The sequence below is a fragment of the Lysinibacillus cavernae genome (assembly GCF_009724685.1).
Taxonomy (GTDB): domain Bacteria; phylum Bacillota; class Bacilli; order Bacillales_A; family Planococcaceae; genus Lysinibacillus; species Lysinibacillus cavernae.
In genome coordinates, this window is sequence record NZ_WMEF01000005.1 from 196,603 (window position 1) to 220,674 (window position 24,072).

Consider the following 24,072-nt stretch of genomic DNA (forward strand, 5'->3'; position numbering starts at 1 on the left):
CCATTCAAACAGGTATTAGAAGAATTTAACGTTCTAGTATTTCACCACAGCATTTATCTTTGGTGTATGTTCATGCTACTATTTTTAAAAAAATTATCAAATTTCAAACAAACGAATACCCCTAATTTTCATTAATTATCAAGTAATTTATCTACTACTAGTTTTGTTAAATTAGGCATTATTTCCATAGTGTATTTCAATTCGGTTCTTTCAAATCTATTATGTGCATCATATCCATATGGCCCGATATTGATTGCAGGGATATTTAGTTCTCTAATTGCATCATAATTTACATAATGTTTGGTTCCCCAACTAGGATTATTGTTGACAACTGAATTCACACTGTCTTCATCGACATTTATAGCCACACAACTCATATCACAAATATGGGGGAAATAGTTTTTCTGTACAATAGGTTTATCATAATGTGGTTGAACTTTCTCAACAGCATAATCTAAAGCCATTAGTAAATTTTTTTCCTTTTCATTTTTCCCAGTTACTTCTACACACGGTGAGTACAATGAGGAATAAAAAATAATGATTGCAGGACTCTTATCCCTCGCCCACTTCCAAACTTCTTCTACAACCCTTGCTGAATACATACGTACATCTAATTGTTTATTTTTTAATAGTTCATGTTTAAAATTTTTTATATGTTCTTTGTAAGTTTCCCCAGATTCTGCAATAATTGATTGTTCTAATTCTTCATAGAACAATACCCTAGTCTTCCATGGCAATTTTGTATATTCCTGCCCACTAATTTCGCAATATCTCTTATAATGATTGTTTAAATTGGTTATTGCATTATTAAATGCACTTTCAGCATGGTCTTTCAACTTTTCTAAGACATCTTTAGGTGACCATGATTGCACAAAGAAGTTATAATATACATATGAAGCAAGAGCTGTCTGAACTGTATACGTCTCTTTGAAATCAGTTTGCTTCAAACTTACAGGTGGCATCGGTGTTTCTCCTAACGCCTTATCACATAATTCTGGGTTATATGAAATTTGTCTAGTTAACTCCGCAGCAATATAGTTAGGGTCGATTCCTTCAAAACTAGAACCTACATGGCTTTCCACCCCAGTAATATAAAAAGAAGGGAGTAGTTTACCAACGCTACCTTTATATATATATCTACTTTCATCCCCCTCATACTTAGGAGCAACAAAATCGGAGTTTATTAATGCCGCATAATCAAATCCATATTCTTCTTTTAGCCTTTTTAAATCATTTAAACCGGATAGTACTCCATGTGAGCTATCTTCTTCATCACACTCAGCAAAAAATACGATATTTCCATTCAGCTCCTCTGGGTGTTCTGAATAATATTTTAATAGATAATAATGGCTTGCAACACCACTTTTCATATCAAGTGTTCCTCTTCCAAATAACCATTCATTTGATTCTAAATGCTCTCGTACCAATGGCGGAACTTTTTCACTTTTTAACGCTTCATGGAGTTCATTAGGTGAACAAGCCTTCTCTTTCAAACTATTATAATCATCGATACCCACCGTATCTGTATGTCCCATTAGCACAACCGTTTTATTACTATCCCCCTTGGTTCCTCTTACAAATGCAAACACATTGTACCTTTCAACTTCATCATCTATCGTTCGTGAAATAAACACATACTTGGGATTTTTCAGGAAATAGGGTAAGCTAGAAATTGTTTTAGCCAGTGACTTTGATATGTCAATTTCCCCTTCGGTATTAACAATGCTTTCAATGTTTACAAGCTCGTTTGTAACCTTTAATACTTCTTCATACGTTTTTAACATCTATCATCATCCCCCTAATTAAAGATAACAATTATAAAACTTGTTGCAAAAACTTAATGGTTCTTTCTTGTTTTGGAGCTTTAAAAATTTCTACAGGCGTGCCTTCTTCAATAATTTTTCCGTCAGCTAACATAATTACCCTGTCCGCAACTTCCTTAGCAAAGCCCATTTCATGGGTTACGACGACCATCGTCATTCCGTCTTTAGCAAGGCTTTTCATTGTTTCTAGGACTTCACCTACCAACTCAGGATCCAATGCTGATGTTGGTTCATCAAATAGCATAACTCTCGGATTCATTGCAAGTGCCCTAGCAATAGCAACGCGTTGTTTTTGACCACCCGATAGTTGTTCAGGAAAGTAATTAGCTTTATCAGCAAGACCAACTCTTGTTAACAAACTCATAGCAAATTGAATGGCTTCTTCTTTACTTTGCCTTTTCACCTGAATTGGCGCTTCTATTACATTTTGTAAAACACTTAAGTGGGGAAATAAATTGAAATGTTGAAATACCATACCCATATTTTCTCTTACATGATTTAAATTAGTTCTTTTTACATCAATAATCTCATCATCGATGCTTATCGTACCTGAATCTAATATCTCTAAAAAATTCATACATCGTAATAAAGTACTCTTCCCTGATCCACTAGCTCCGATTAGAACAACCACTTCTGATTTATTAATTTCTAGGTTTATATCTTTTAAAACCTTCAAATCACCAAATGATTTAGAAAGCGATTTCAACTTTATCACGTTTTTTCCTCCTTCCAACATCCAGTCGACTTTCAAGTTTATTAAACAACAACGTGAATAATAAAACTAAAATTAAATAATAGATTCCCACGACAAAGTATGTTTCAAGAGGCATATAGTTGTAAGCTTGGGTCGACAGTGCATGGTTAAATAATTCTGACACTGCAATGTAGGCTACTAAAGACGAGTCTTTTAAGCCAATGATGAATTGATTAGCTAATGCAGGAATTGCTCTTTTAAAACTCTGCGGCAAAATAATTCGTCTCATTGTTTTAAAATATGTCATTCCTAAAGATCGACCAGCCTCCATTTGCCCTTTATCTATAGATTGAATGGATCCACGGAAAATTTCTGCAATATATGCTCCTGAATGGATTCCAAGCGCAATGGATCCAGCTGCAAAGTCTGTTAAGGTGAAGATACTAGAAATACCATAGTACAAGAACATAAGTTGTACTATTAATGGCATACCACGAACAACAAAAATGTAAGCGTTAGCAATACTTTCTAATATTTTTATATTGGATACTTTGAAGAAGGCAAACACTAATCCAATCACACAAGCAATAAATAAAGAAACAATTGTTAATTCAATGGTTAACACTGTCGCTTTTAAAAACTCAATACCATGCTTTTGAAATATAGATGTTACATTTGTTAGAAAATCCATATTAATCACCTAACCTCTTTTAAGTATGTGGGTGTAAAAGACAAACACCCCATTTAAATAGCTAAAATTAATTAATAAAACTAGATTTTGCTAGTGATCAAAATAGAAAGAATTTTCAATTTATTTTAATTGCTTTACAATTATTTTCTTTGCCTAGTACATGTTTAGCAAACTAGGCATTCCATCTTTAACATTTATTCTAACAAGTCTTTCCCAAACCATTTCATACTTATTTCTTTATACGTTCCATCCTCAACCATCTCTTCAATTGCTTTATTAATCGCTTCTAATAAAACTTCGTTATCTTTATTAATAGCAACTGCAATCTCTTCTCTTTTTATGACATCGCCTAGGGCTTGAATCTTCAATCCAGATTCTTGCATTGCTGAAATACCTACAATTCTATCTGTAATTACTGCATCTAAACGACCTGGGGGAAGATCCTGTAATGCATAGATTTCACTTGGGAATTCTTTGATTTTATTAGTATATTTCTTTGCATCTTCAACATAAGTACTAGCTTGCATAACGCCTATCGTTTTTCCCTTTAAATCTTCTACTGTTTTGATATCCTTATTTTCACTAGAAATAAATACTGTAGCACCTGAAACATAATAAGGATTTGAAAAATCAACCTGTTTAGACCTTTCTTCAGTAGCAGTCATGCTACCAATAATTGCATCATATTTATTTCCTCGTAACCCTTGAATAATTGTTTCCCATGGATTTGTTACAGGATTTGCTTCAAGGCCAATCCTCTTTGAAATTTCTTTCCCTATCTCAACATCAAAACCAACTAATTCTTGATTTTCCTTATAATTTAATGGTTTTAGTAAACCACTCATTGCAAATGTTAACTTTCCATCCTTAACCAATTTCATATTTGTTGTTACACTACTGTCTTTATCATCACTTTCTGCATCAGCAGTAGCTGGAACTTGTGTATTTGTTTTGTTTTCCGAACATGCCACCATCAACAAAATCACCAACACCAATAATAAATAGAATGACTTTTTCTTCATCAAATAACCCCTTCCATTTAATTAAGCTAATTCTCCACCATCAATAGCAATTGTTTGTCCGGTAATATATGCCGACTCATCCGAAGCAAGGAAAGCGTACAATGCGCCGACTTCCTTTGGGTCTGCATGTCGTTTCAAGGGAATACCTTCATTTACAACTTCCAACATATCTGGTGTATACTCAGCCATTTGCATTGGGGTTAGTACATATCCAGGACATATCGTATTCACTCGGATGTTTGGAGCGAGCTCTAATGCCATTGTTCTTGCTAAAAGATTAACCCCTGCTTTTGAAGCATTGTAGTCCGCATAGAAAGGATGTCCTGTCACTCCATTTGTAGACGCTGTCATAAGTATGACACCCTTACCCTGCTCCACCATCATTTTTGCTGCAGCTTGTGAAGTATAGAAAACACCATTTAGATTAATGTTTAATACTCTATTCCATTGTTCTGGACTAATATCAAGAAACTTATTGCGAATGCTAATACCTGCATTCGCAATAAAAATATCTACACCACCTAAATCTCTTTTTATATTCTCAAAAACAGCATTTACATTTTCAGGGTTGCTAACATCCACTGCGTATCCTTTAGCAATTCCAGGATTTTCATGTATCGACTGTTCAATACCCTCTTTATTAATATCTAAAATAGCCACTATAGATTCTTCTTCTATAAATCGTTGTGCTGTGGCTAATCCTATACCACTAGCTCCTCCTGTAATGACAACTCTTTTATTTTTTAAACTTCTATGCTTCGTTCTCATTAAAACAACCCCTAACGGTTATTAATTACTACTTCTTTTTTATTTCTCATTTTTTGTTGATACACTCTCCATGATATACACCATTTAGAAGGGTCATCTAAATAGTCTGCTTCAATTAATTGATGAATTGTACTATTTTGCGGGGCTGCTTTAACAATTTCTGGCGTTTCATACGCTTCTTTAGAAATCTGCTCGAGTGCTTGAATATATTCATCTAAATCTGCCTTAGAATAAGATTCTGTTGGTTCAAGTGTAAATGGTTGCGGCACAATATAGGGATGATGGCTAGTCCAGTAATGTAAACCGAAATCAGTCATACGGCGTTGTACATCCTCTGTTGTAACACCTGTTTCTTTCTCTAGTTGCTCCCAACTATAACGAACTTGCTCTAATCGTTGCCCTTGTACATACGGCACACTCACACCACGAATTTTTGATACTTTACTATACAGATAGTTGTTATTTAATACAGCTGTTTCTGCCACAGCTTTAAGTCCATCTGCACCTAATGCCCTAACCCAAGCATACGAACGTAAAATGGTTTGAGCTACTCCATGGAATGACCGTACTTTTCCAATCGAATGCTCTAAATTATCATTTAATACATATTGGTCTCCAACTTTATCAACAATTGGTCCTGGTAGATAAGGCTTTAATGCTTCTGTCACTCCTAGTGCCCCTGTTGCTGGTCCTCCACACATGTGTGGTGCTGCAAATGTTTTGTGTAGATTGAAGAAACACATGTCGAAGCCTGCTTCTCTTGCACGTGTAATTCCTAACAGTCCATTGGCATTTGCTTGGTCGTAGTAACAAATTCCTCCGACATCATGCACTATTTTCGTAAATTCTTTAATTTTAGAATTATAAATCCCTGTATCTTCAGGGTTAGCTACAACAAAACCAGCAGTTCTTTCAGATACAACTTCTTTCAATTTATTAATATCTGGGAAACCATTTTCATCTGGATGTATAGTTATAATTTTATAGCCTTTTACTACCGCGGTTGCTGCTTGAGATGGATGTGAGAAGATTGTGGTAATTATTTCATTACGTTGATCTGCCTCACCTTTAACTTCAAAATATTTGCGTACAATCGATGCCATTGCAAACAATGCCTGTGTACCGCCACTTGGTTGGAAGGAGAATCCGTCCATCCCCGAGACCTCACGCATTGCTAAGTCCATATTGTGAATGATTTCTAGCATTCCTTGGACAGTACCGACATCTTGTAAAGGATGTAGCCCCATTATTTTAGGATTACGAATAAGTAATTCATTAATTTTTGGAATATATTTCATCGTACAAGTCCCTTGCCCAATTTCAACATTAAAATCAGAACCTAATGTTTCTTGCGAAAGTCTTACATAATGTCGTAACACACGTGCTTGACCGATTTCTGGTAAGGTCGGTTTATTTGCTCTTTTCATATTGTGAGGTAAGGCTGAAACACCATCACCGATTGCATTTACAACCTCATTTGAAGGTTGTGGTACTTCCACTCCGACTTCACCTGGTTGATGTAGCTCAAAAATGATAGGTTCATTCCACTTAGCTTGATGAAAATTTATATTTACATTTTCTCTTAGAATTTTTTCCACATTAAAACTCCTTTCTCCCCATTTAATTTCCGACGATTGTAGATAAAGCATTCACTAGTTTATCAATATCCTCTTTAGTGTGAACTTCAGTTACACAATAAAGCGCTGCTTGACCGAATTCGGGAAACTCCAACGATAAATCTTTACCACCGAAGATTTTTTGCTCTAGTAATCGTGAATTAATTTCTTCTACTGTTAATCCTGTATTGCTAAAATCAATAATGAACTCTTTGAAAAACGGAGAGGTAATTCTTGAACCCCGAATACTTTTAATTTTATTTAATTGCATTACCGCATACTGACTGTTTTGCATAATGGCTTGGCCTAACTCGTACATGCCATTTGGTCCCATTAACGACAAATACACACCTGCCGTAATTCCCCAAAGAGCTGTTTGTGTACCTACAGATTCCTTACCGTTTTCTCGATCTGCAAAGGACGTACGCTCATACGCAATGTCCCCGAAACCATATTCACCTTTCTTTACGGTTGGAATAATACCGAACAATCGAGATGGATATTCATTAACAAATTTTGGGTCATTATATGTTGCAATAAATCCAGCTTGCCCTCCACTATAATTCATGTGCATCCCTAATGGCTGTAAATCCCCACATACAATATCAGCCCCATATTGACTTGGTGGTGCTAATACCCCTAGTGAACTTGGATCTACTCCAACAACCATAAGTACGCCATATTTTTTAGCCAGTTGCGAAATTTCCTGCCCTTGCGACTCGATGAAACCCAAGTATGATGGATTTTCAAAGTAAATAGCTGCAACTTCATTTGACAACTTTGCTTCTAAATCGGCTAAATCCATTAATCCTGTATTAATATTGAATTTTACCCCTTCAAATGTTAACTGTGGTGTACCATAGTTTGTAATAACTTTTCTACGTTCAGGAGAAAGTGTATTAGCAAGTAATATCTTCGTTCGCTTTGTAATCCGACTAGCCATACGTATGGATGTAGATGCAGCTTGAGCCCAATCAAATGTTGGAACATTCACTACATCCATATCCACAAGCTCTGCCATTAAGCTTTGATATTCAAATAATGCTTGAAAGCGACCATGATCCTCATAAGGCTCTCCTGCATAAGCTGTTAAAAACTCCGCACGTTGATTTACTTCATCACATACGGCTGGTATGAAGTGTTGCCAGCAACCAGCTCCTAGAAAATTAATATATTCATTGGTGCTTACATTTTTATTTAAAAGACCATCAATATGACGTCGTAACTCTAATTCATTCAAAGCTTTTGGGATTTTCATCGTACCTTTAAATTGTAAAGCCTCTGGAATACACGAATAAAGCTCTTCAACTGACTGAACACCGATTTCATCTAACATTTCTTGTTTTACCTCACATACCATATTAGGGATATATGGATGAACCTTTTTACTCATTTAAAATACCTCCCTCTAAATTTTTAGGCTAAGCCGCCGCCATCAACTGTTAATGTAGTTCCTGTAACCCAAGCTGATAAATTACTTGCAAGGAATAATACTCCTTTAGCAATATCTTCTGGTGTTCCTAATCTTGCCAACGGTCTATCAACAGCCGAACTACGTAAAAAGCTTGATTCGTCTATATTTAATTGTTTTGCTTCTCCACGAAGTAATGGCGTATCTGTATCTCCGGGACAAATACAATTTACGCGAATATTTTCTGGGCCGTGGTCAATAGCCATAGCCTTTGTTAAATTTACAACCCCCGCTTTTGCAGCACAGTAGGAAGCGGCTTTGTCTCCACCTTTGATTCCCCACCCAGAACCAGTATTAATGATACTGCCTCCATTTTCTCTCATAAGTGGGATTAAGTATTTTGAAAGTAAATACACCCCTTTTAGAGAAACATTAATAACCGCATCCCAATCAGCTTCCTCTAAATCCACTACTGTTTTTCTGCGAATAATGCCAGCATTATTAAACAGCACGTCTACTTTTCCATATCTTTCATGTATAGAATTAGCCACACTTTGGCAGTCTTGTGTATTCGTCACATCACATTTTAAAAAATCAACATCTAAACCAGCTTCTTTAAAGTTTTTTTCTGTATCCTCACCTTTTTGTTGATCGATATCTAAAATCACTGTTTTCGTTCCCAACTCACTAAATAATTTAGCTGTAGCAAGGCCAATTCCCGAAGCCCCTCCTGTAATTACAGCAACTTTACCTTCTAACTCAAAGTAATCTATCAAATAAATCTTCCTCCTTCCCTTTTCTTAATACATAACTTGCAAAATCCGTGCCAAGTTCAGAGAATTGTGATTCCACAAAGCCTTTATAAGTTTAATTAATAGAAAAATCAGAAATTTTAGACGTTTAATAATTTCTTTTAAATGCGAGAAATATGAGATTCATAAATATAACACCTACATATTTGCCATACTTGTCAATTCTGATGTCAGTTTTGTCATTAAAACTAACCATAAAAAAACACAATTACCTAGGTAGTACGTTTTAAATTCTTCTTTGTATAAAAAGGAATTTAAAACTCTACAAGCTAAGGTACTTGTGTTAAATTTATCTATACTATAAAATTTATACTTTTTCACTTTTTAGTTTTCTATAAAGTGTTCTTGTACTTATTCCTAATTCTTCTGCAACGCGTTCTTTTCCAGCAGTGTCATTCCCATATCTAGAGAGCATTTGATAGATGACCTCCATTTCTGTATCTTTCAATACATTAGAATTGCTAAAAACATTTTGCGCTTTATTATTCTCGATAATATACTCCGGTAAGCTATCCCTAGTTAATTGTAGGGAATTCTCCATTACCATACTGTACTCTAATACATTTTCTAACTCTCTAATGTTCCCTGGCCAAGCGTATAATTTTAACTCCGCCAAAAATTCCTTTGTAAAATCTTTAATAAACTTCCCTGTTTTATGCTGAATCTTCTCAAGCAACTTTACAATTAAATATTCAATTTCATCCGTTCTTTCTTTTAATGGTGGCAAAGATAAAGGGATAACATTTAGCCGATAATATAAATCAGAACGGAACTCACCCTTTCTCACCATATCCTCTAAAGATCTATTAGTAGCAGCAATAATTCTTACGTTTACTTTTCTAGGCTCAATAGCTCCAACTCTATAAATAAGCCCATCCTGCAATACTGTTAATAGCTTTGCTTGTAAATGTAATGGTAATTCTGTAATTTCATCGAGGAATAGAGTACCTTTATCTGCAACTTCAAAATAACCCATTTTCCCTTTTCTTCTAGCGCCTGTAAACGCCCCTTCGTCATAGCCAAATAACTCGCTTTCAAACAAACTTTCAGGAATGCTTGCACAATTCAGCTCTACAAATTTGCCTTTGTGTGTAATGCTATTTGCATGGATATATTTGGCTAATAAACTTTTCCCCGTTCCCGTCTCCCCTGTTATGACAATTGAAGATGGGCTATTTGCAATACTACTTAACTTACTTTTAATAAGTTTTAAGTGAGGCGCATCACCTAATACATATTTCGTATCAAACCCTCTTTTATTTTCAAGTAATAAATAGGATCCTTCGTTGTTCAATGCATTAATAATCATATCTCCTAAACGAGCTAACCAATATTGATATTTCTTCTGCTCAGATGAAAGTTTTTTCTCTCCCTCATCTGTAAAACTAACAAACGTCAGATATCCGAAGTGACGCTCTCCTTTTACTAAATTCATAAGCATTTCCACTTTAGATGGGCAGTTATTTTGGAACCTACAACCAGAACATGTTTTCATTTGACCAGGCTTTTGTAAATATTGAACAGGCTTAGAATTATACTTTTGGAAGAAGGGAAGGTGTACCTGTATCCCTTTTTGCTTTCTATATTCTTCTGTTGCAATAAAAATTTCACCCTTCGAAGTGAAATAGGCAATTTCTAATTGTAGTAGTTCACCAAATGCATCAATCAGTGATTGCATTAATTTTTCTGCATTCAACATGATATTCCCCCTGTATACATCAAAAAATGTAATAAAGTCAATTCATTTAAAGTGAAAACAGCACCCAATAGCCCATTATAAGTAAGGAGTTAATAGATTACGTTTCATGAACTCCACCTTATATGGAACCTTCCTCTTATCTTTTCATATATAATTCGCCAAAAGTTACGTCTCACCTTTATTATTCTATTCAAATAAGGTTAATATAGGATGTTTCCAAAAACACAAATTTGTTGAGTATAATCCACAATAGAAAAGCCACCCAGAATGGATGGGTGGCTAATATTCAAAAACTCATATTCTAATTACGGGCTTATAACCGAGCAAGAAATAACTATAAAACTGCTGTCCAATTATTACTTTAGCAAGGGAATAAGACAAATGGGACTGACTGTCTCGAAAACGACAGTTAGTCCCAAAATGAAAGGATTTTTTCTATCACTTATAACCTGCCTTTTGTAACACTTGCAAGAAATAAAAACGGTACGTGTTTTTGACAAATGTATCTAATGGCAGACCAACATTCACCTGATATTTAGTAAATATAAAATAAAATCGTTTATCCCATTTTAAACGTAATAACTCCCCTGCCTCTTCACCATGTTTTGCTGTAAATTCCTCAATTAAAGGCTCAATCATCTCGTAACAATAGTCTTTTAAATTGGCGAGAGCTTCAATATCTTTATCCTTTTGAAAGCGTATAATCCAATCTATTAATTGCTCGTTCATTATCGTACGCCACCCTTTTATTTAGAGTTTCTTCCTATTAAATTATACGCTGTTTTTATTGGATAGAAAAAAGAACAATTATTCTAATAAATTATATCTGAGGTAGTGCTGGCGCTATCTACACTCCATATAAAATTAATGACATACTAGGCTCCTGCAATACGCTGCCAGTATACAACGTTGAAAATTGATGTGCCGCTTTCTCACTCTCCAATTCTATTTTACAAAAGAATAATTTTTAATCATTTGGCAAATTTCCACCTTATATTCGGTGTACCATTTGTCTTTGCCCAATTGTTGTGCAGTTAAATGCTTGGCATTGTCTTTCCATGCTTTAATTGCCTCTAAAGATTCCCAATAGGACACTGTAATGCCCTTACCTTCATCGTTTCTAACACTTTCGACACGAAGGAAGCCAGGCTGTTGCTGTGCTAAGGCGTCTATTATTTCGGCCATCTTGCCATAGTCTTCCCCATCTTGCTCAGTTCTTTGTGATGTAAAAATCACTGCATAATATGTTTCCATTTATTTCTCCCCCTCTATAACTTTTATTGTAAACGATATGTTCTTTGACTAAAATTAAAATATAAAACATTGAAAGGATCGTGACGCATGGGAATTAATCCAAATATGGCTGAAGTAGCATCACTCCTTGGCGAAACGTCAAGAGCAACCATACTAGCTAGTATGATGGACGGTCGCTTCCATACTGCTAGTGAACTGGCGTATATGGCTGCCATCAAACCGCAAACTGCTAGCTTTCATCTTGCTAAACTAGTAGAGGGTAAGCTAATAAAAGTTGAAAAACAGGGTCGACATCGCTATTTTCAATTAGCAAGTGAGGACATTGCTCAATTTCTTGAATCTTTCCTAGCCATCTCACCGCCACCTGAAGTACGCTCTTTAAAACAATCAAGCCAAATAAAATTATTGCAAGATGCTAGAACTTGCTATGATCATTTAGCTGGTAAATTAGGCGTCCAATTAACCGAATCACTTATGACTGCAGGCTATATAAAATTAGAAGAAAAACAGTTTGTGCTGACCGATGAAGGCACTTTGTTTTTCACCACATTTGGCCTTGATTTAGCGGCTTTAAAAAGAAAACGACGATCCTTTTCTCATGCATGTTTAGATTGGAGTGAACGGCGATACCATTTAGCTGGCGCACTAGGCAGTGAGCTATTAAACCAATTATTCAACCTTGGCTGGCTTTCACGAGTACCATCTATTCGTGCAATTAAAGTAACGGAGCAAGGGAAAATTGGTTTGAAAGAGGTTTTCCATTTAGATTTATAAATAGTTTAAGGCTAGGGGGATACTCCTAGACCTTTCCTCTACTAAACGTACGGTTTACCAAATAAATCCCAAATAAAATAAATACCCCTCCAACTACTAATGTTGATTTTAGAGGTTCGTCTAATAACACCCAACCTGTTAACACGCCAAAAAAAGGAGCTAAAAATAAATAAGCACTTGTTTTCCCAGGATCACTGTTGTGCAAAAGATAATACCAGCCTGCAAATTGAATGATAGAAGAAAAGATGCTCAGCCATAATAAAATCAATATTGACTGCTGACTCACAATAAAAAATGGTTGTTCTAACAAGGCACTCGCTAGTAAAAGAACTAAGCCTCCAAACAACATTTGATAAGCTGATAACACCCAAGTATCAAATAATACGCCCCATTTTTTCACTAATAGTGTTGCGCTAGCCCAAAATACTGCTGATAACAATCCAAATATAAGGCCTATTTTCAACTCCACTTGGGCACCCATTGTGATAATAACCCCTATTAAACCAAGCAATACCCCTATCCATTGATAGAAACGGTAGCGTGCTTTGGTAAAGATCGTAGCAAATATCACAACCAGTAATGGGTTTGTAAACGTTAATATAGAAGACTCACTTGCTGTAATGGTACGTAGACTTAAAAATATACAGCCCATAACACCAGCAGTTTGAAATGCCCCAATGACACATAACTTGAGCCATTCTTCCTTTGTCGTTGGATGTGGTCTTTTAAAAATTTTGACAATGATAGCCATTATTATTCCTGCGACTATAAAACGAAGCGCAGCCAATAATAAAGGTGATGAATAAGGTAATCCTAGTTTTACGATGGCAAAAGACGAACCCATTAAAAAGGTCGTTACGACTAATAAAGCAATAAATTGATAGTTCTTCATACAAAAGCTCCTAACCTATTTTAATAATCACACTATGTTGATTATAAACAGGTAGTAGTTCAATGCTTATCGAAGTATGGATTACATATATTTCGAAAAGTTAAATACACCTATGTTTAGCAATTGGTATTGAATTAAAAAATCTTACCTCTTATAAAACTAAAGAGGTAAGATTGTAATAATGATTAATTTTCCATAAACATTTTCAAGTTTTCCACGATTTCTTGTGATCTTGTATGGTGTAAATAATGCCCTCCATCTAATAAAATCACTTCGCCATGATCTGAATTTTTGACTTGCTCTTCATGCAACTTTATCCAATTTTTTTCAATGCCTTCGTTTTTTTCCTGAACAAATAGCAAAAGAGGTAAATCTTTAGGGAAAGTTAAGTTTTTGGTTGCTGTAAAAATGCTTTCTATATTTGTCAATTCATTGGAAGTGCTCGTATTATAAAAGTTTTTGTTTGTAATCATCCTTATTTGTTCTTTTGTGTCATCATCATAGGGCAGTCCGGCATATGGATCACCTGAAAATTTTAATAATACTCTAGCGATTCCGGATTTTTTGAGAAGTTGTAACTTCTTAATTGGGAATTCCGTATCCATACCATCTTGCGTAGGCACACTGCTATCAATCCCAACAAATGCAGTCACCTCATCCGGATATTTATTGACATAATCGAGTCCATAGATGCCTGCTATAGAGTGTCCCATTAACATATAGCGGTCAATCTTTAAATCCTGTAAAGCTTCATGAATCTCACTAACTATATTGGCTGTGCTTCGTTCTTTATCGGTATCATCACTTAAGCCATAGCCAAAAGGCTCTACTGAGACGACCCTATAATGAGGAACCAATTCTTCTATAAGTGGCTTAAAATCAAGCGTTGGTGCTGCTGTTCCGAAGCCTGGTAGTAGGACAATTGTTTCTGCACCCTCTCCCTGAATCGTGACATTCATATTTTTTCCTTTAACGGATACGAGCTGACCATAGGGTTCTATTTTTCCTTGCTCTATTTTGTTGAAGACAATGTTACCTATAAAAACAAGCGCAAGTAGCAGCACAATAATTAAAGCTAGTATAATTATTGACTTTAGTAGAATCTTATAAAATTTTTTCATATTTATGCACGAGCGATTCACCTATACTCGTGCATCCCTCCTTTACAACGGTTATTCCAGCTACCTTATAAGCTGTTAATGACAGTGTAAAGGACCGAGATGTATTCAGAATGACAGTAATATGAACGCAGTATGAACAACAAAAAATAATTGGATCTCACATGCAATTAATGCGCTATGAGAGGTAAATTGACAATAATGGTCGTTCCTCGCCCTAACTCACTCTCTACCTGGATGCACCCTTGATGGAGCGATATGATTTGTTTGACGATAGCAAGCCCCATCCCACTACCGTCATATTTACGACTGTGGGAGCGATCCGCCTTAAAAAATCGCTCGAATATATGTTTTTGATCCTCTAAAGAGATGCCAATACCCCTATCAGTTATTTTGACTGTCACATGATCAGCCTCTTGTTTCATGCTGACATCAACCTTGTCACCATCAGTTGAAAATTTGATACTATTCGTAAGAAGATTTGTCCATACCTGCTGTAATTGATCGTAATCAGCCATCAGCTGAATAGCCTGTAAATGGAGATTAAAATGGATGTTACGAGCAGACCACTGCGGCTCGATTGCGACAATCACCCGTCTAATCTGTTCATCAAGACTAAACGACATGAGCTGCATCGGTTGTGCCTTCGATTCAAGTAAACTTAACTTTAGCAGACTATCACTCATTTTAGACATTCGATTAGCTTCGGAAATGATAATATCAAGATAACGACTTTTCTCATCCTCTGTTACGTCTACTTGCTTCAACGCTAAAGCATAGCCAGATATGGAAGTAAGTGGCGACTGTACTTCATGGGATACGTTCGATACGAAATCTCTTCGCATTTGCTCAAGCTGCTGTAAATCATACACCATATCCTCGAAGCTTTTTGCCAAAGTACCTAGCTCTCCGGATTGCTTTATATTTAGCTCGACATTGAAATCTCCACCTGCAATATGTTTTGTAGCTTTTGTTAATTTTTTAATCGGTTTGACTAGAAACATAGCTGCTACTAAAAACACAATACTTCCTATGACGAGAGCATAGGTGGAAAAATTCACTATTAATTTTATCGCAAACGCAGTAGAAGGTAAGGAAATTGGCTCGATAAACATCGCTTTTGTTCCCATTTCCGTTGATAATGGCATTCCTACTAGAATGGAGGAAGTACCACTTGAATTAATTTGAACGATTTCTCCATCCAGTACTTTTTTCACTTGTTCCATCGTCACGTTGGCCATTTTATTTTCATGAAGTTCTCCATAAGATTTAAACTGCCCTGTCCCTTCATAAATGCGGATATAATAGGATTCAAGCTGATGCATGCCACGAACAAAGGCGTCTGCCTCATTAAACGGTAATGTATCAAATAGCAATACAATATCCTGTCCAAAATTCAGTAAAGGAATTTGTAAATTTTCATTCAATTTATCTTTAAATACCCATGTTGCCACGAAAAAGGAAACAACCGTACCTCCAATGACCGCAACAAGAAAAGTCAACACGACGCGTGTATACAATGATTTAATCATTCGTCAACCTCTAGCCTGTAACCTAAACCTCGTATCGTCTCAATATGAAAATCCGTTATCGTGGTAAAGCGCTCCCGTAGGCGTTTAATATGTACATCGATTGTTCGATTGTCTCCAGCATAATCAATCCCCCAAATTTGTTCGATCAGCTGCTCCCTAGTATAGACTTGTCCAGGTGTTTCAGCGAGTTTATATAATAATTCGAACTCCTTGAGCGGCAGCGTAATGGACTCCGTTCCTTTCATAATTTTATAAGTCTGTCGGTTAAGCGTGATATCTCCAAGCTTTATTGTCTGCGAATAGCCAATCTTATAGCGTTTTAATAATGCCTTTACACGGACCGTCAGCTCTAACGGATCAAATGGCTTCGTCAAATAATCATCTGTTCCGAGCTCAAAGCCCTTCACTTTTTCCCATGTTTCCCCTCTTGCCGTCAACATAAGTAACGGAAGATCAGCATTTACTTTACGTAGCTCCTTACATAAAGCCCACCCATCCATGGTCGGCATCATAATATCTAGCACCACAAGATCAATAGGCGTTGAATGATAGATGGACAGCGCTTCCTTGCCATCCCCAGCCTCTATTGTTGTGAACCCATCCTTGCGCAGAAATAAGCAAACAAGTTCACGAATGTTCGTATCGTCATCAGCAACAAGTATAGTCGGCATACATCCGTTCCCTCTTTTCCAATGTAAAATTCTACCCTATTATACTATAAATATACTTCACTTCTCGCTTACGTGACTCTCGAAACTCTCCAATTAAGAAAAGCTTGCTTGAGAACGTTTTCCTCATTTCTTCTATTTTTACATAAAATGAAACTTTTGGTTTTTAAGTCCGTATTAATTAGAAAATACTGATTTTTCTGGAGGTAATATGTTTAAAATTAGAGGCTTTTCCCTTATCTTTATATGCTTATTAACAGCCTGCTCTCAGGATACCGTAATTCCTAAAGAGCAAATACAAGAAGAAAAAAATGATGAAAATATCGTGGTAACAGCAGATGGTAAAACAACTTTTGAGATTATTAATAACATGGAGGCTCCCAAAAAAACTGTGGATACGATAAAAGATGAACTCCGTAAGGCTTATGATGATATTATGCAATCCATACATACATCCTATGTTCCATCTGAGCATATAACAGTATTTCTAAATGAAGGCACTCCATCATGGGGATTAGCATCGAAAATCGAGTTAGATCTCAGTCAAGAAAATTACCCACTTGTCCATGAATTGACACATTCCTTACTTGGTTATGGGGGCAATTTTGATACCGATAATGGCTATTTTACACAAGAAGGTTTCGCGGTTTATATGGAAGATCAATACGGTAAAAATGAATTATATCTTGAAAAGTATATGAAGCATTTTCTGGATTCAGACAAATTAATTCCCATTAGCAAATTGATAGATCCGAATCAAGACGATGGCTATTTTCGCGCAGACCTTCCAAACAAAGAAGAACAAAGTGTCCTTTGGGAGATGAGCTATGCACATGCTGCTTCATTTGTTAAATATTTAGTTGATATTTACGGACTAGATAAGTTTGAACAAATATATGACAAGAGAGACCTGGCAAACAAAATAGAAGAAGTATACGGAAAAAGCGTTAGTGAAATAGAAATGGATTGGTTAGCCTTTATTAATAATCAAAAAGGGTTTACGCATCAAGAAAAATTTAATTTGCCTGATTTCTATGATAAAAATACAACTATTCTCCGACTAGATCCTATTTATTTTGCAAAGGAACCTTCCTAGAAATAGCAAGAACCCAACGATCATCACAAAAGATCTAAGCTCGGAACATACCGGACTTAGATCTTTCCTGTTTGCTTACAAGTACGCTTGTATTCTAGCGTTCCATCATACTTCAATTAAGCAATCAGCTTCGCAAACCATGCCACATAATGAGCTCCAGGTATGAATAATAACTGTGCCACTATGGTTCCTAAAAATCTTGAAAACATCATCATAACGGAGGCTCTTTTTAAATCTAGATAACTCCCCCTTTTATTGATGACATCATCGGCTAGAATGGAAATTTTCGGGTCAATGAATAGAATCAACAGAATGGTCGCTATGCCATTGATTAATCCAGATGCCATAACGGCAGTTGTTTTTAGTTCCGGTACTAATAAAGTGGCATACAAAGCCGATAAAACGCCGATGGTATAGATGGCCGTAATGACGATATTGATGATAAATAATTTAAGTGGTATATCTCGTAAGCTAATGCCTTTTAGATAGGTAAAACTAGGTTTATGAAAGTGTTTCAAACCTCGTCTTACATATTCAAAAGTAAAGCCTTTTTTCAATAATGCTGGAATCGAGCCCCTTTCCTCAGCCAAATGGACGATGGCCCTTGAAAAAATGGCTATAAAGGTTGGGATTAATAAGATGCCTAGTATTGTTCCAAGCGAAGCCGCGCCAATAATGATTCGAAATTGATTTTCTACATGTACTAAGGCATTATCAACAGGCGCTTTATCGACAAGACTTCCCGTAAACGGTTGTTGCATCATATTCGCTAGTCTGGAAACCATCACCATCACATTAAAAAGCGATAATGCTGAGGCTAGTAACCTGACACGTGCTCCAGATAAGCGTACTGCATAAGCAAGTGTTTCAATTGCATGTATGATTAAAATAAATAATGCAATCATCATTAATTTTTCTGTTATTAAGTCCACATTTTGTACCTACTCTTTGCTTTCTTACGATTTAACATTGTGACGCCTATCCCACAAAATAGTTCCGATTTAAAAAATCTTACCCCTCTATTAATAAGGGTAAGAATTCATATTACTTCTGTAGCTGATTTAAAATTAATTTTAATACATCGTCCTGTGTCATATCGTTCGTCAACAGCGTTTCTCCATCCACGCCAAGATCATCGTTTGGGTTCCACCAGGCACGTAAAGAATTTTCTCCGAAATCCAGCTTTTTACATCTAGTGTAATGACGACTGACGGTTTCTTCAAAGGATAAATTAAAATAATACGTATAAGCCTTCTGATCATAGAACTGGATTAAATGTTTCAGCATGTCTCCGTAACGACTGTTATCCAATATTCCCTCTACAATCACAAACTCACATCGACCTTTCCCGTACTCAGCGATTTGACGAATCAACTCAATGGACAGATTTCCTTCTCGATCATGAACCTTTAGCATATCACGACGAACGACATCTTGTGGAACCAAGAGCGTCCCATGGCCAAGATGATTTTGAAGACTTTTTGCAATCGTCGTTTTTCCACTGCCAGAATTTCCTCGTATGATAATCAGCTTTGATGCCATTTTCCCCTTCTCTCCTTTTAAACTGCTCTTCTAGACCAAATGACAACAGGAATCAATACTAACGACAGTAGCCCTCCCGCTAAAGACAGTGCTGCATAGCTTGAATTCGCTACCACCATGCCTGACAGCATACCACCAGACGCACCCGCCAGTGCTACAAATACATCCATTTTCCCCTGTGTTTTTGCACGTGTGGCTGGTTCTGTCGCATCAACGATTTGTGCCGTACCACTTATTAAACCAAAGTTCCAACCTAATCCCAGTAGGGAAAGTGCCACTATGAGTAGAAGCATTGAATCACTCGGAGCAAAAGCGGCCACTAAACCCGCTAGTAACAACGTAATACCTGCCGCAATACTCATCGCAGTACGTCCAACTTTATCGACGAGGATACCTGTTACAAGCGAAGGAAGATACATGGAACCTACATGAAACCCTATAACAATGCCAACTTCCGCTAAACCATGACCATGATGTTTCATATGTACTGGCGTCATGGTCATGATCGCTACCATCACAATTTGCGTCAAGACCATCACCGTCGCCCCTACCGCTAGACCCCTCTTATTGCCAGATGCATGTGGGGACTGTGCTTTATTTTCCTGGTCTACTTTTAACTTGTGCGCTGCAATAGCCTTGGCAATCTCTAATGGATCAGGACGCAACATGATAAAAAGAACAAGCCCTGCTACAATAAAAGCGACAGCAGATAGTATAAAAGGACCTGCAAGAGCTGGAATACCAATGGATTGTGCCACTTTCCCCATCAACTCTACTAAATTCGGACCTAATACCGCGCCGAAAGTTGTCATGAGCATAGTTGTACTGATAGCTGTTGCTCGTTGTTTGTTATTGGCTAAATCAGTGCCAGCATAGCGTGCTTGTAAATTAGTCGCAGTGCCAGCACCATAGATTAATAGTGAAACAAACAATACGATCACACTATTCAATAAAGCGGCCAGGACGACACCCATTGCACCGAGTCCACCCACTATAAAGCCTGTTGATAAACCTATACGACGACCATAGCGTTGTGAAAGCTTCCCTACAATGAAAGCAGCTCCTGCTGATCCTAGCGTAAATAATGCAGATGGTACGCCTGCATAGGCATCCGTTCCTAGCATTTGTTGGGCCAACAGAGCACCTACTGTAATACCTGCTGCAAGCCCTGCTCCACCAAAAATTTGGGATAGACTGACAACCATTAACACTCGCCTATATAAGGTCTTTAGCTTTTCTGGCGAATCTATATATGACTCTATCGAAACTTGTGTTTTTTCATTCATTTTTCCTACCTTCTTTCACTTGATTTCCACACAATCTATTGTCTATATTAAAATTTTGAAGTCGACATCATCATATAAAGCCCATTCAAGGTACTCTATGCTTATCAAGCTTAATTTAATGTGTAAAATGAAGAAGGAACTGTCTCCATTTCCTAGACAGTTCCTTTTATCTGCCATCGCCATTATACCATCATGGGTATATATTCAAGAAGGCAGAATATCTCTCTAATTAATGTGCGTGCATGACCACTTTCTTTTTCTTAGAGTAGAATAAAAAAGTACAAGTTAAACTTAAGCTAATAATCCCAAAAACTAGACCCATTCCACTTAAACCAATTAAATCTAGCATCATCCCAGTGGACAATAGCACGATTTGAAAGACGACTGAATCAATCATATTGCGGAATGAGAAAAAGCGTCCATGGAACTGTTTCGGTACTTGTTTCTGGAAAATGACCATCGTTGTCGGGAAAAAACAACCGACTGAAAAGCCAAAAACCCCAAAGGCCACTAAAGCGAAAAATGGAATATCTGCTAGTAATAGCACTAACTCCATAGAGCCGATAATAAAGGCCAATGTGAAGAGAAGTGTGCCCATTTGTACGCGTTCAGCAATTATTTTTAAACACGCAGCACCTAGCATAAAGCCGATACCTTCCACTGTATATAACAACCCTGAGATTGTCGTAGATTGATGCATTTCCGAAATTTTCATGATAACTAAATTGAAAGAGCCTAAAAATAATGTTGGAATTAACATTAATACAAGTGTCATGAGTACGATTGGATGCTCTTTCACCATAGGTAATACTTCTTTAAAATTCCCTTTTTCTTTGTTTGTCAGTGTTGCATCAGCTGTTTCATTTAATTGTAGTAAGCTTGTAATGATATACATCGCTACATAAACGATAAATGAAATGATATATAACCATTTTAATTCAAAGAAACTTAACATAAATCCTGCTGCGGCTGTCCCAATGATCCTTGAAATCGTTCTGGCATTCATTTGCCAAGCATTCAATGTAATTAAGTCTTGATCCCTCGCTATCATTGGGATAATAGATTGTAAAGCAGGCATATAAAACGCTGCCGCTATTTGCAAAGTAATTAAAAATAGAATCATCCAAATGACTGAATTTGTATAAAGTGCGATAAACATAAATAAAACACTGACGATTCGTCCAATACTCGCCATCTGTACAACCGTTTTTTTCTTGGTTTGGTCAATGATTCTTCCTGCCATCGGACCGACGACCAATCCTGCTAAAATACCACAAGAAATAATTAATGATTTGTGAAAGTCAGAAGGTACTACCTCTTGCATAAAGGCTAGATTCCCAATAATACCAGCCCATAAGCCAAGACCGACAACAAATTCACCTAATAAAATAATCCATACGTTTCGATTTCGCCACATGCTGTTCTCCTTGTTGTTTCAATAAAATTCATCGTAACAAAATTTTAAATATTCGTACATAGAAATATAGAAAAAATTGTTATATTACGTGCCATTCTTTCCCTTTCTAGCTTATCTTAACGAGTATACTATTTTTCCTAAGAGGAATACTCATCCAAAAGGTTGAAATTGAAAAAACACCGTTTGATTAACTCATCAAACGATGTTTTTCGTTATGGCATTTCTAATTTATGAACAAGCGCTTTTCTTCTGCGTTCGATTATTTTTTGACTGATTAACGTAATGATAAATAAAAAGCCAACAGTTGTGGCCATCATACCTGCAATCGATGTATCCCATAGCTTTGCTAAATAATAGCCGATGACAGAGGCTGCGGCACCGAAGAGCATGCTATACACAAACATTTGCTTAATCGTCTTACTGATTAAATAAGAAGTGGCAGCTGGCCCAATCAACATGGCAACAACTAGTATAGCCCCTACACTATCAAAGGCAGCAACGGTTGTGAACGAAATAGAGGTCATAAATCCATAATGAAGAAATACAACGGGAATACCGATTGACGCTGCGTAGACAGGATCAAATGTTGCGAGCTTCATTTCTTTAAAGAATAGAAGTAGGAACGTAATATTGATCACTAGCACAAGCAGTAACATCCACACAGCCTTAGGCATCGCTAACCCAAGCAATGTCCATTTATCCCACGGCACAAAAGCAATTTCCCCCATTAAGACATGTTCTACATCTAAATGGACATTTCCAGCAAATAATGTAATAAGCAGGACACCAGCTGCAAACAAGGACGTAAAGACAACCCCTATCGCTGCGTCCTCCTGAATGCCAGAAGAGTGTAGTAGTTGCACGAGATACGCTGTTAAAATCCCTGCAAACGCTGCACCTACCAGCATCCAAAAGCCATTTAATGATTGGGTAATGATATAAGCCATAACGATGCCAAAGAGCACAGTATGACTGATGGCATCTGCTATCATGGACATTCTACGCAAGATGAGAAAGACGCCTGCAATCCCACATGTCACACCAACTAGTAGTCCAGTGAATACAACCCAAAATTCGATCATCCTACATCACCTTGCTTTCGAAATTGGATTTTTCTACGATATTTACTAATTTGACCAGCTGGACTAATAAAATAAGAAATAAAGAATATAGCTGCTGCAACCAAGACGATAATTGGACCAGTCGATAACCCTGTTCGAATCGCACTAATAAAGGTACCTGTTATGCCAGCGATACCTCCAATCGCGGCACTCAAAATAAGCATCGTACTCAATTTTTTCGTCCATAGCTTGGCACTAGCTGCTGGGATAATTAATAAAGCTGACATTAAAATCACACCTACAGCTTGGATGCCTGTCACAATCGTCATCACAATTAAAATCGTTAACGTGGCCTTTAAAGCCTCAATGGGTAAGCCAATGCCCTTTGCATAGACAGGATCAAAGATCAGTAGCTTCCATTCCTTATAGAGAAAAAGACTGACTAAAATAATGATCGTTGCACTTATAAACAGCCACATTAAATCTGCTTTGGTCATCGTCGCTGCTTTGCCAAAAATAAAATTATTAAGACCGCTTTGGTTGCCAAGTGGGCTACGATTAACAACTGTCAAAAATACAACGCCAACACCAAAAAATACGGTGAGCACTAATCCAATGGCTGCATCTGCCTTCATTTTTGAAAACGACACAATCCATTGTATACAATACACAGATAATGCAGATGTAATACCCGCTCCGAGCATTAAAAACGGTAATTCCTTTTGCCCTGTTATTAAGAACGCGAGCGCGATGCCTGGTAATGCTGCATGTGCCGCAGCATCACCAACTAAACTTTGTTTTTGTAGGAAGGAGAAAGTGCCTGTTATGCCAGCTGCAATGCCAAGTAACATGGTTCCACTGAGTACCCACAATAAGTTACCACTTAACATATAGAC

General features: G+C 36.8%; 23 protein-coding genes. 2 read left to right on the plus strand and 21 right to left on the minus strand.

Features of this window, described 5'->3' with window-relative positions; genetic code table 11:
• Window positions 1-131: 131 nt before the first annotated feature.
• The 11 genes from GJU32_RS12955 to GJU32_RS13005 form a co-directional block, all read right to left on the minus strand.
• Window positions 132-1,784 carry a M20/M25/M40 family metallo-hydrolase gene (locus tag GJU32_RS12955; protein WP_155592370.1) on the minus strand — a complete coding sequence of 551 codons (1,653 nt, stop codon included), beginning with the start codon at window positions 1,782-1,784 and terminating at the stop codon, window positions 132-134.
• Window positions 1,785-1,815: 31 nt separating this feature from the next.
• Window positions 1,816-2,538: an amino acid ABC transporter ATP-binding protein gene (locus GJU32_RS12960; RefSeq protein WP_155592371.1), complete on the minus strand. Its 723-nt coding sequence runs from the start codon at window positions 2,536-2,538 to the stop codon at window positions 1,816-1,818.
• The gene (locus tag GJU32_RS12965; RefSeq protein ID WP_155592372.1) at window positions 2,513-3,208 is read right to left on the minus strand and encodes an amino acid ABC transporter permease; all 696 of its coding nucleotides are present in this window, start codon (window positions 3,206-3,208) and stop codon (window positions 2,513-2,515) included. Before GJU32_RS12965 ends, GJU32_RS12960 begins: the two co-directional genes overlap by 26 nt.
• A gap of 194 nt (window positions 3,209-3,402) precedes the next feature.
• A complete protein-coding gene (locus tag GJU32_RS12970; RefSeq protein WP_155592373.1) occupies window positions 3,403-4,230 on the minus strand; it encodes an ABC transporter substrate-binding protein in 828 nt (275 codons plus the stop codon).
• Window positions 4,231-4,251: 21 nt separating this feature from the next.
• On the minus strand, window positions 4,252-4,998 hold the full coding sequence (locus GJU32_RS12975; RefSeq protein WP_155592374.1) for an SDR family NAD(P)-dependent oxidoreductase: 747 nt from the start codon (window positions 4,996-4,998) through the stop codon (window positions 4,252-4,254).
• Window positions 4,999-5,009: 11 nt separating this feature from the next.
• Complete coding sequence (gene gcvPB, locus GJU32_RS12980) at window positions 5,010-6,596, minus strand: aminomethyl-transferring glycine dehydrogenase subunit GcvPB (protein ID WP_155592375.1); 1,587 nt, start codon at window positions 6,594-6,596, stop codon at window positions 5,010-5,012.
• Between the two features lie 22 nt (window positions 6,597-6,618).
• Window positions 6,619-8,007, minus strand: coding sequence for an aminomethyl-transferring glycine dehydrogenase subunit GcvPA (gcvPA, locus tag GJU32_RS12985; protein WP_155592376.1), 1,389 nt, complete (start codon window positions 8,005-8,007; stop codon window positions 6,619-6,621).
• Between the two features lie 23 nt (window positions 8,008-8,030).
• Window positions 8,031-8,801 carry an SDR family NAD(P)-dependent oxidoreductase gene (locus GJU32_RS12990; RefSeq protein WP_155592377.1) on the minus strand — a complete coding sequence of 257 codons (771 nt, stop codon included), beginning with the start codon at window positions 8,799-8,801 and terminating at the stop codon, window positions 8,031-8,033.
• 343 nt (window positions 8,802-9,144) lie between these two features.
• Window positions 9,145-10,536 carry a sigma-54 interaction domain-containing protein gene (locus GJU32_RS12995; protein WP_155592378.1) on the minus strand — a complete coding sequence of 464 codons (1,392 nt, stop codon included), beginning with the start codon at window positions 10,534-10,536 and terminating at the stop codon, window positions 9,145-9,147.
• Between the two features lie 438 nt (window positions 10,537-10,974).
• Complete coding sequence (locus tag GJU32_RS13000) at window positions 10,975-11,265, minus strand: hypothetical protein (protein ID WP_155592379.1); 291 nt, start codon at window positions 11,263-11,265, stop codon at window positions 10,975-10,977.
• Between the two features lie 216 nt (window positions 11,266-11,481).
• Complete coding sequence (locus GJU32_RS13005) at window positions 11,482-11,790, minus strand: antibiotic biosynthesis monooxygenase family protein (RefSeq protein WP_155592380.1); 309 nt, start codon at window positions 11,788-11,790, stop codon at window positions 11,482-11,484.
• Between the two features lie 87 nt (window positions 11,791-11,877).
• Here GJU32_RS13005 and GJU32_RS13010 point away from each other — a divergent pair, with 87 nt between their 5' ends.
• Complete coding sequence (locus GJU32_RS13010; RefSeq protein ID WP_155592381.1) at window positions 11,878-12,564, plus strand: ArsR/SmtB family transcription factor; 687 nt, start codon at window positions 11,878-11,880, stop codon at window positions 12,562-12,564.
• A 25-nt stretch (window positions 12,565-12,589) separates the two neighbouring features.
• Here the strand turns inward: GJU32_RS13010 and GJU32_RS13015 are convergent, their stop codons facing one another.
• The 4 genes from GJU32_RS13015 to GJU32_RS13030 all read right to left on the minus strand — a co-directional run bounded on the left by GJU32_RS13015 (window position 12,590) and on the right by GJU32_RS13030 (window position 16,777).
• Window positions 12,590-13,456 carry a DMT family transporter gene (locus GJU32_RS13015; protein ID WP_155592382.1) on the minus strand — a complete coding sequence of 289 codons (867 nt, stop codon included), beginning with the start codon at window positions 13,454-13,456 and terminating at the stop codon, window positions 12,590-12,592.
• A gap of 185 nt (window positions 13,457-13,641) precedes the next feature.
• Window positions 13,642-14,577 carry an alpha/beta hydrolase gene (locus GJU32_RS13020; protein ID WP_155592383.1) on the minus strand — a complete coding sequence of 312 codons (936 nt, stop codon included), beginning with the start codon at window positions 14,575-14,577 and terminating at the stop codon, window positions 13,642-13,644.
• 167 nt (window positions 14,578-14,744) lie between these two features.
• Entirely contained in the window at window positions 14,745-16,106 is a 1,362-nt protein-coding gene (locus tag GJU32_RS13025) for a sensor histidine kinase (RefSeq protein WP_155592384.1), read from the minus strand.
• Entirely contained in the window at window positions 16,103-16,777 is a 675-nt protein-coding gene (locus GJU32_RS13030) for a response regulator transcription factor (protein ID WP_155592385.1), read from the minus strand. Before GJU32_RS13030 ends, GJU32_RS13025 begins: the two co-directional genes overlap by 4 nt.
• Window positions 16,778-16,985: 208 nt before the next feature.
• Here GJU32_RS13030 and GJU32_RS13035 point away from each other — a divergent pair, with 208 nt between their 5' ends.
• Window positions 16,986-17,870: a gluzincin family metallopeptidase gene (locus GJU32_RS13035; protein WP_155592386.1), complete on the plus strand. Its 885-nt coding sequence runs from the start codon at window positions 16,986-16,988 to the stop codon at window positions 17,868-17,870.
• A 116-nt stretch (window positions 17,871-17,986) separates the two neighbouring features.
• Here the strand turns inward: GJU32_RS13035 and GJU32_RS13040 are convergent, their stop codons facing one another.
• The 6 genes from GJU32_RS13040 to GJU32_RS13065 form a co-directional block, all read right to left on the minus strand.
• Window positions 17,987-18,775: a lipid II flippase Amj family protein gene (locus tag GJU32_RS13040; protein ID WP_155592421.1), complete on the minus strand. Its 789-nt coding sequence runs from the start codon at window positions 18,773-18,775 to the stop codon at window positions 17,987-17,989.
• 139 nt (window positions 18,776-18,914) lie between these two features.
• Complete coding sequence (locus GJU32_RS13045) at window positions 18,915-19,412, minus strand: kinase (protein ID WP_155592387.1); 498 nt, start codon at window positions 19,410-19,412, stop codon at window positions 18,915-18,917.
• A 17-nt stretch (window positions 19,413-19,429) separates the two neighbouring features.
• Entirely contained in the window at window positions 19,430-20,698 is a 1,269-nt protein-coding gene (locus tag GJU32_RS13050) for an MFS transporter (RefSeq protein ID WP_155592388.1), read from the minus strand.
• A 229-nt stretch (window positions 20,699-20,927) separates the two neighbouring features.
• Window positions 20,928-22,115 carry an MFS transporter gene (locus GJU32_RS13055; RefSeq protein WP_155592389.1) on the minus strand — a complete coding sequence of 396 codons (1,188 nt, stop codon included), beginning with the start codon at window positions 22,113-22,115 and terminating at the stop codon, window positions 20,928-20,930.
• A 212-nt stretch (window positions 22,116-22,327) separates the two neighbouring features.
• Window positions 22,328-23,197 (minus strand): metal ABC transporter permease, encoded by an 870-nt coding sequence (locus tag GJU32_RS13060; protein WP_155592390.1) that lies wholly within the window; start codon window positions 23,195-23,197, stop codon window positions 22,328-22,330.
• Entirely contained in the window at window positions 23,194-24,066 is an 873-nt protein-coding gene (locus GJU32_RS13065; protein ID WP_155592391.1) for a metal ABC transporter permease, read from the minus strand. The genes GJU32_RS13060 and GJU32_RS13065 overlap by 4 nt, the downstream gene beginning before the upstream one ends.
• Window positions 24,067-24,072: the final 6 nt, after the last annotated feature.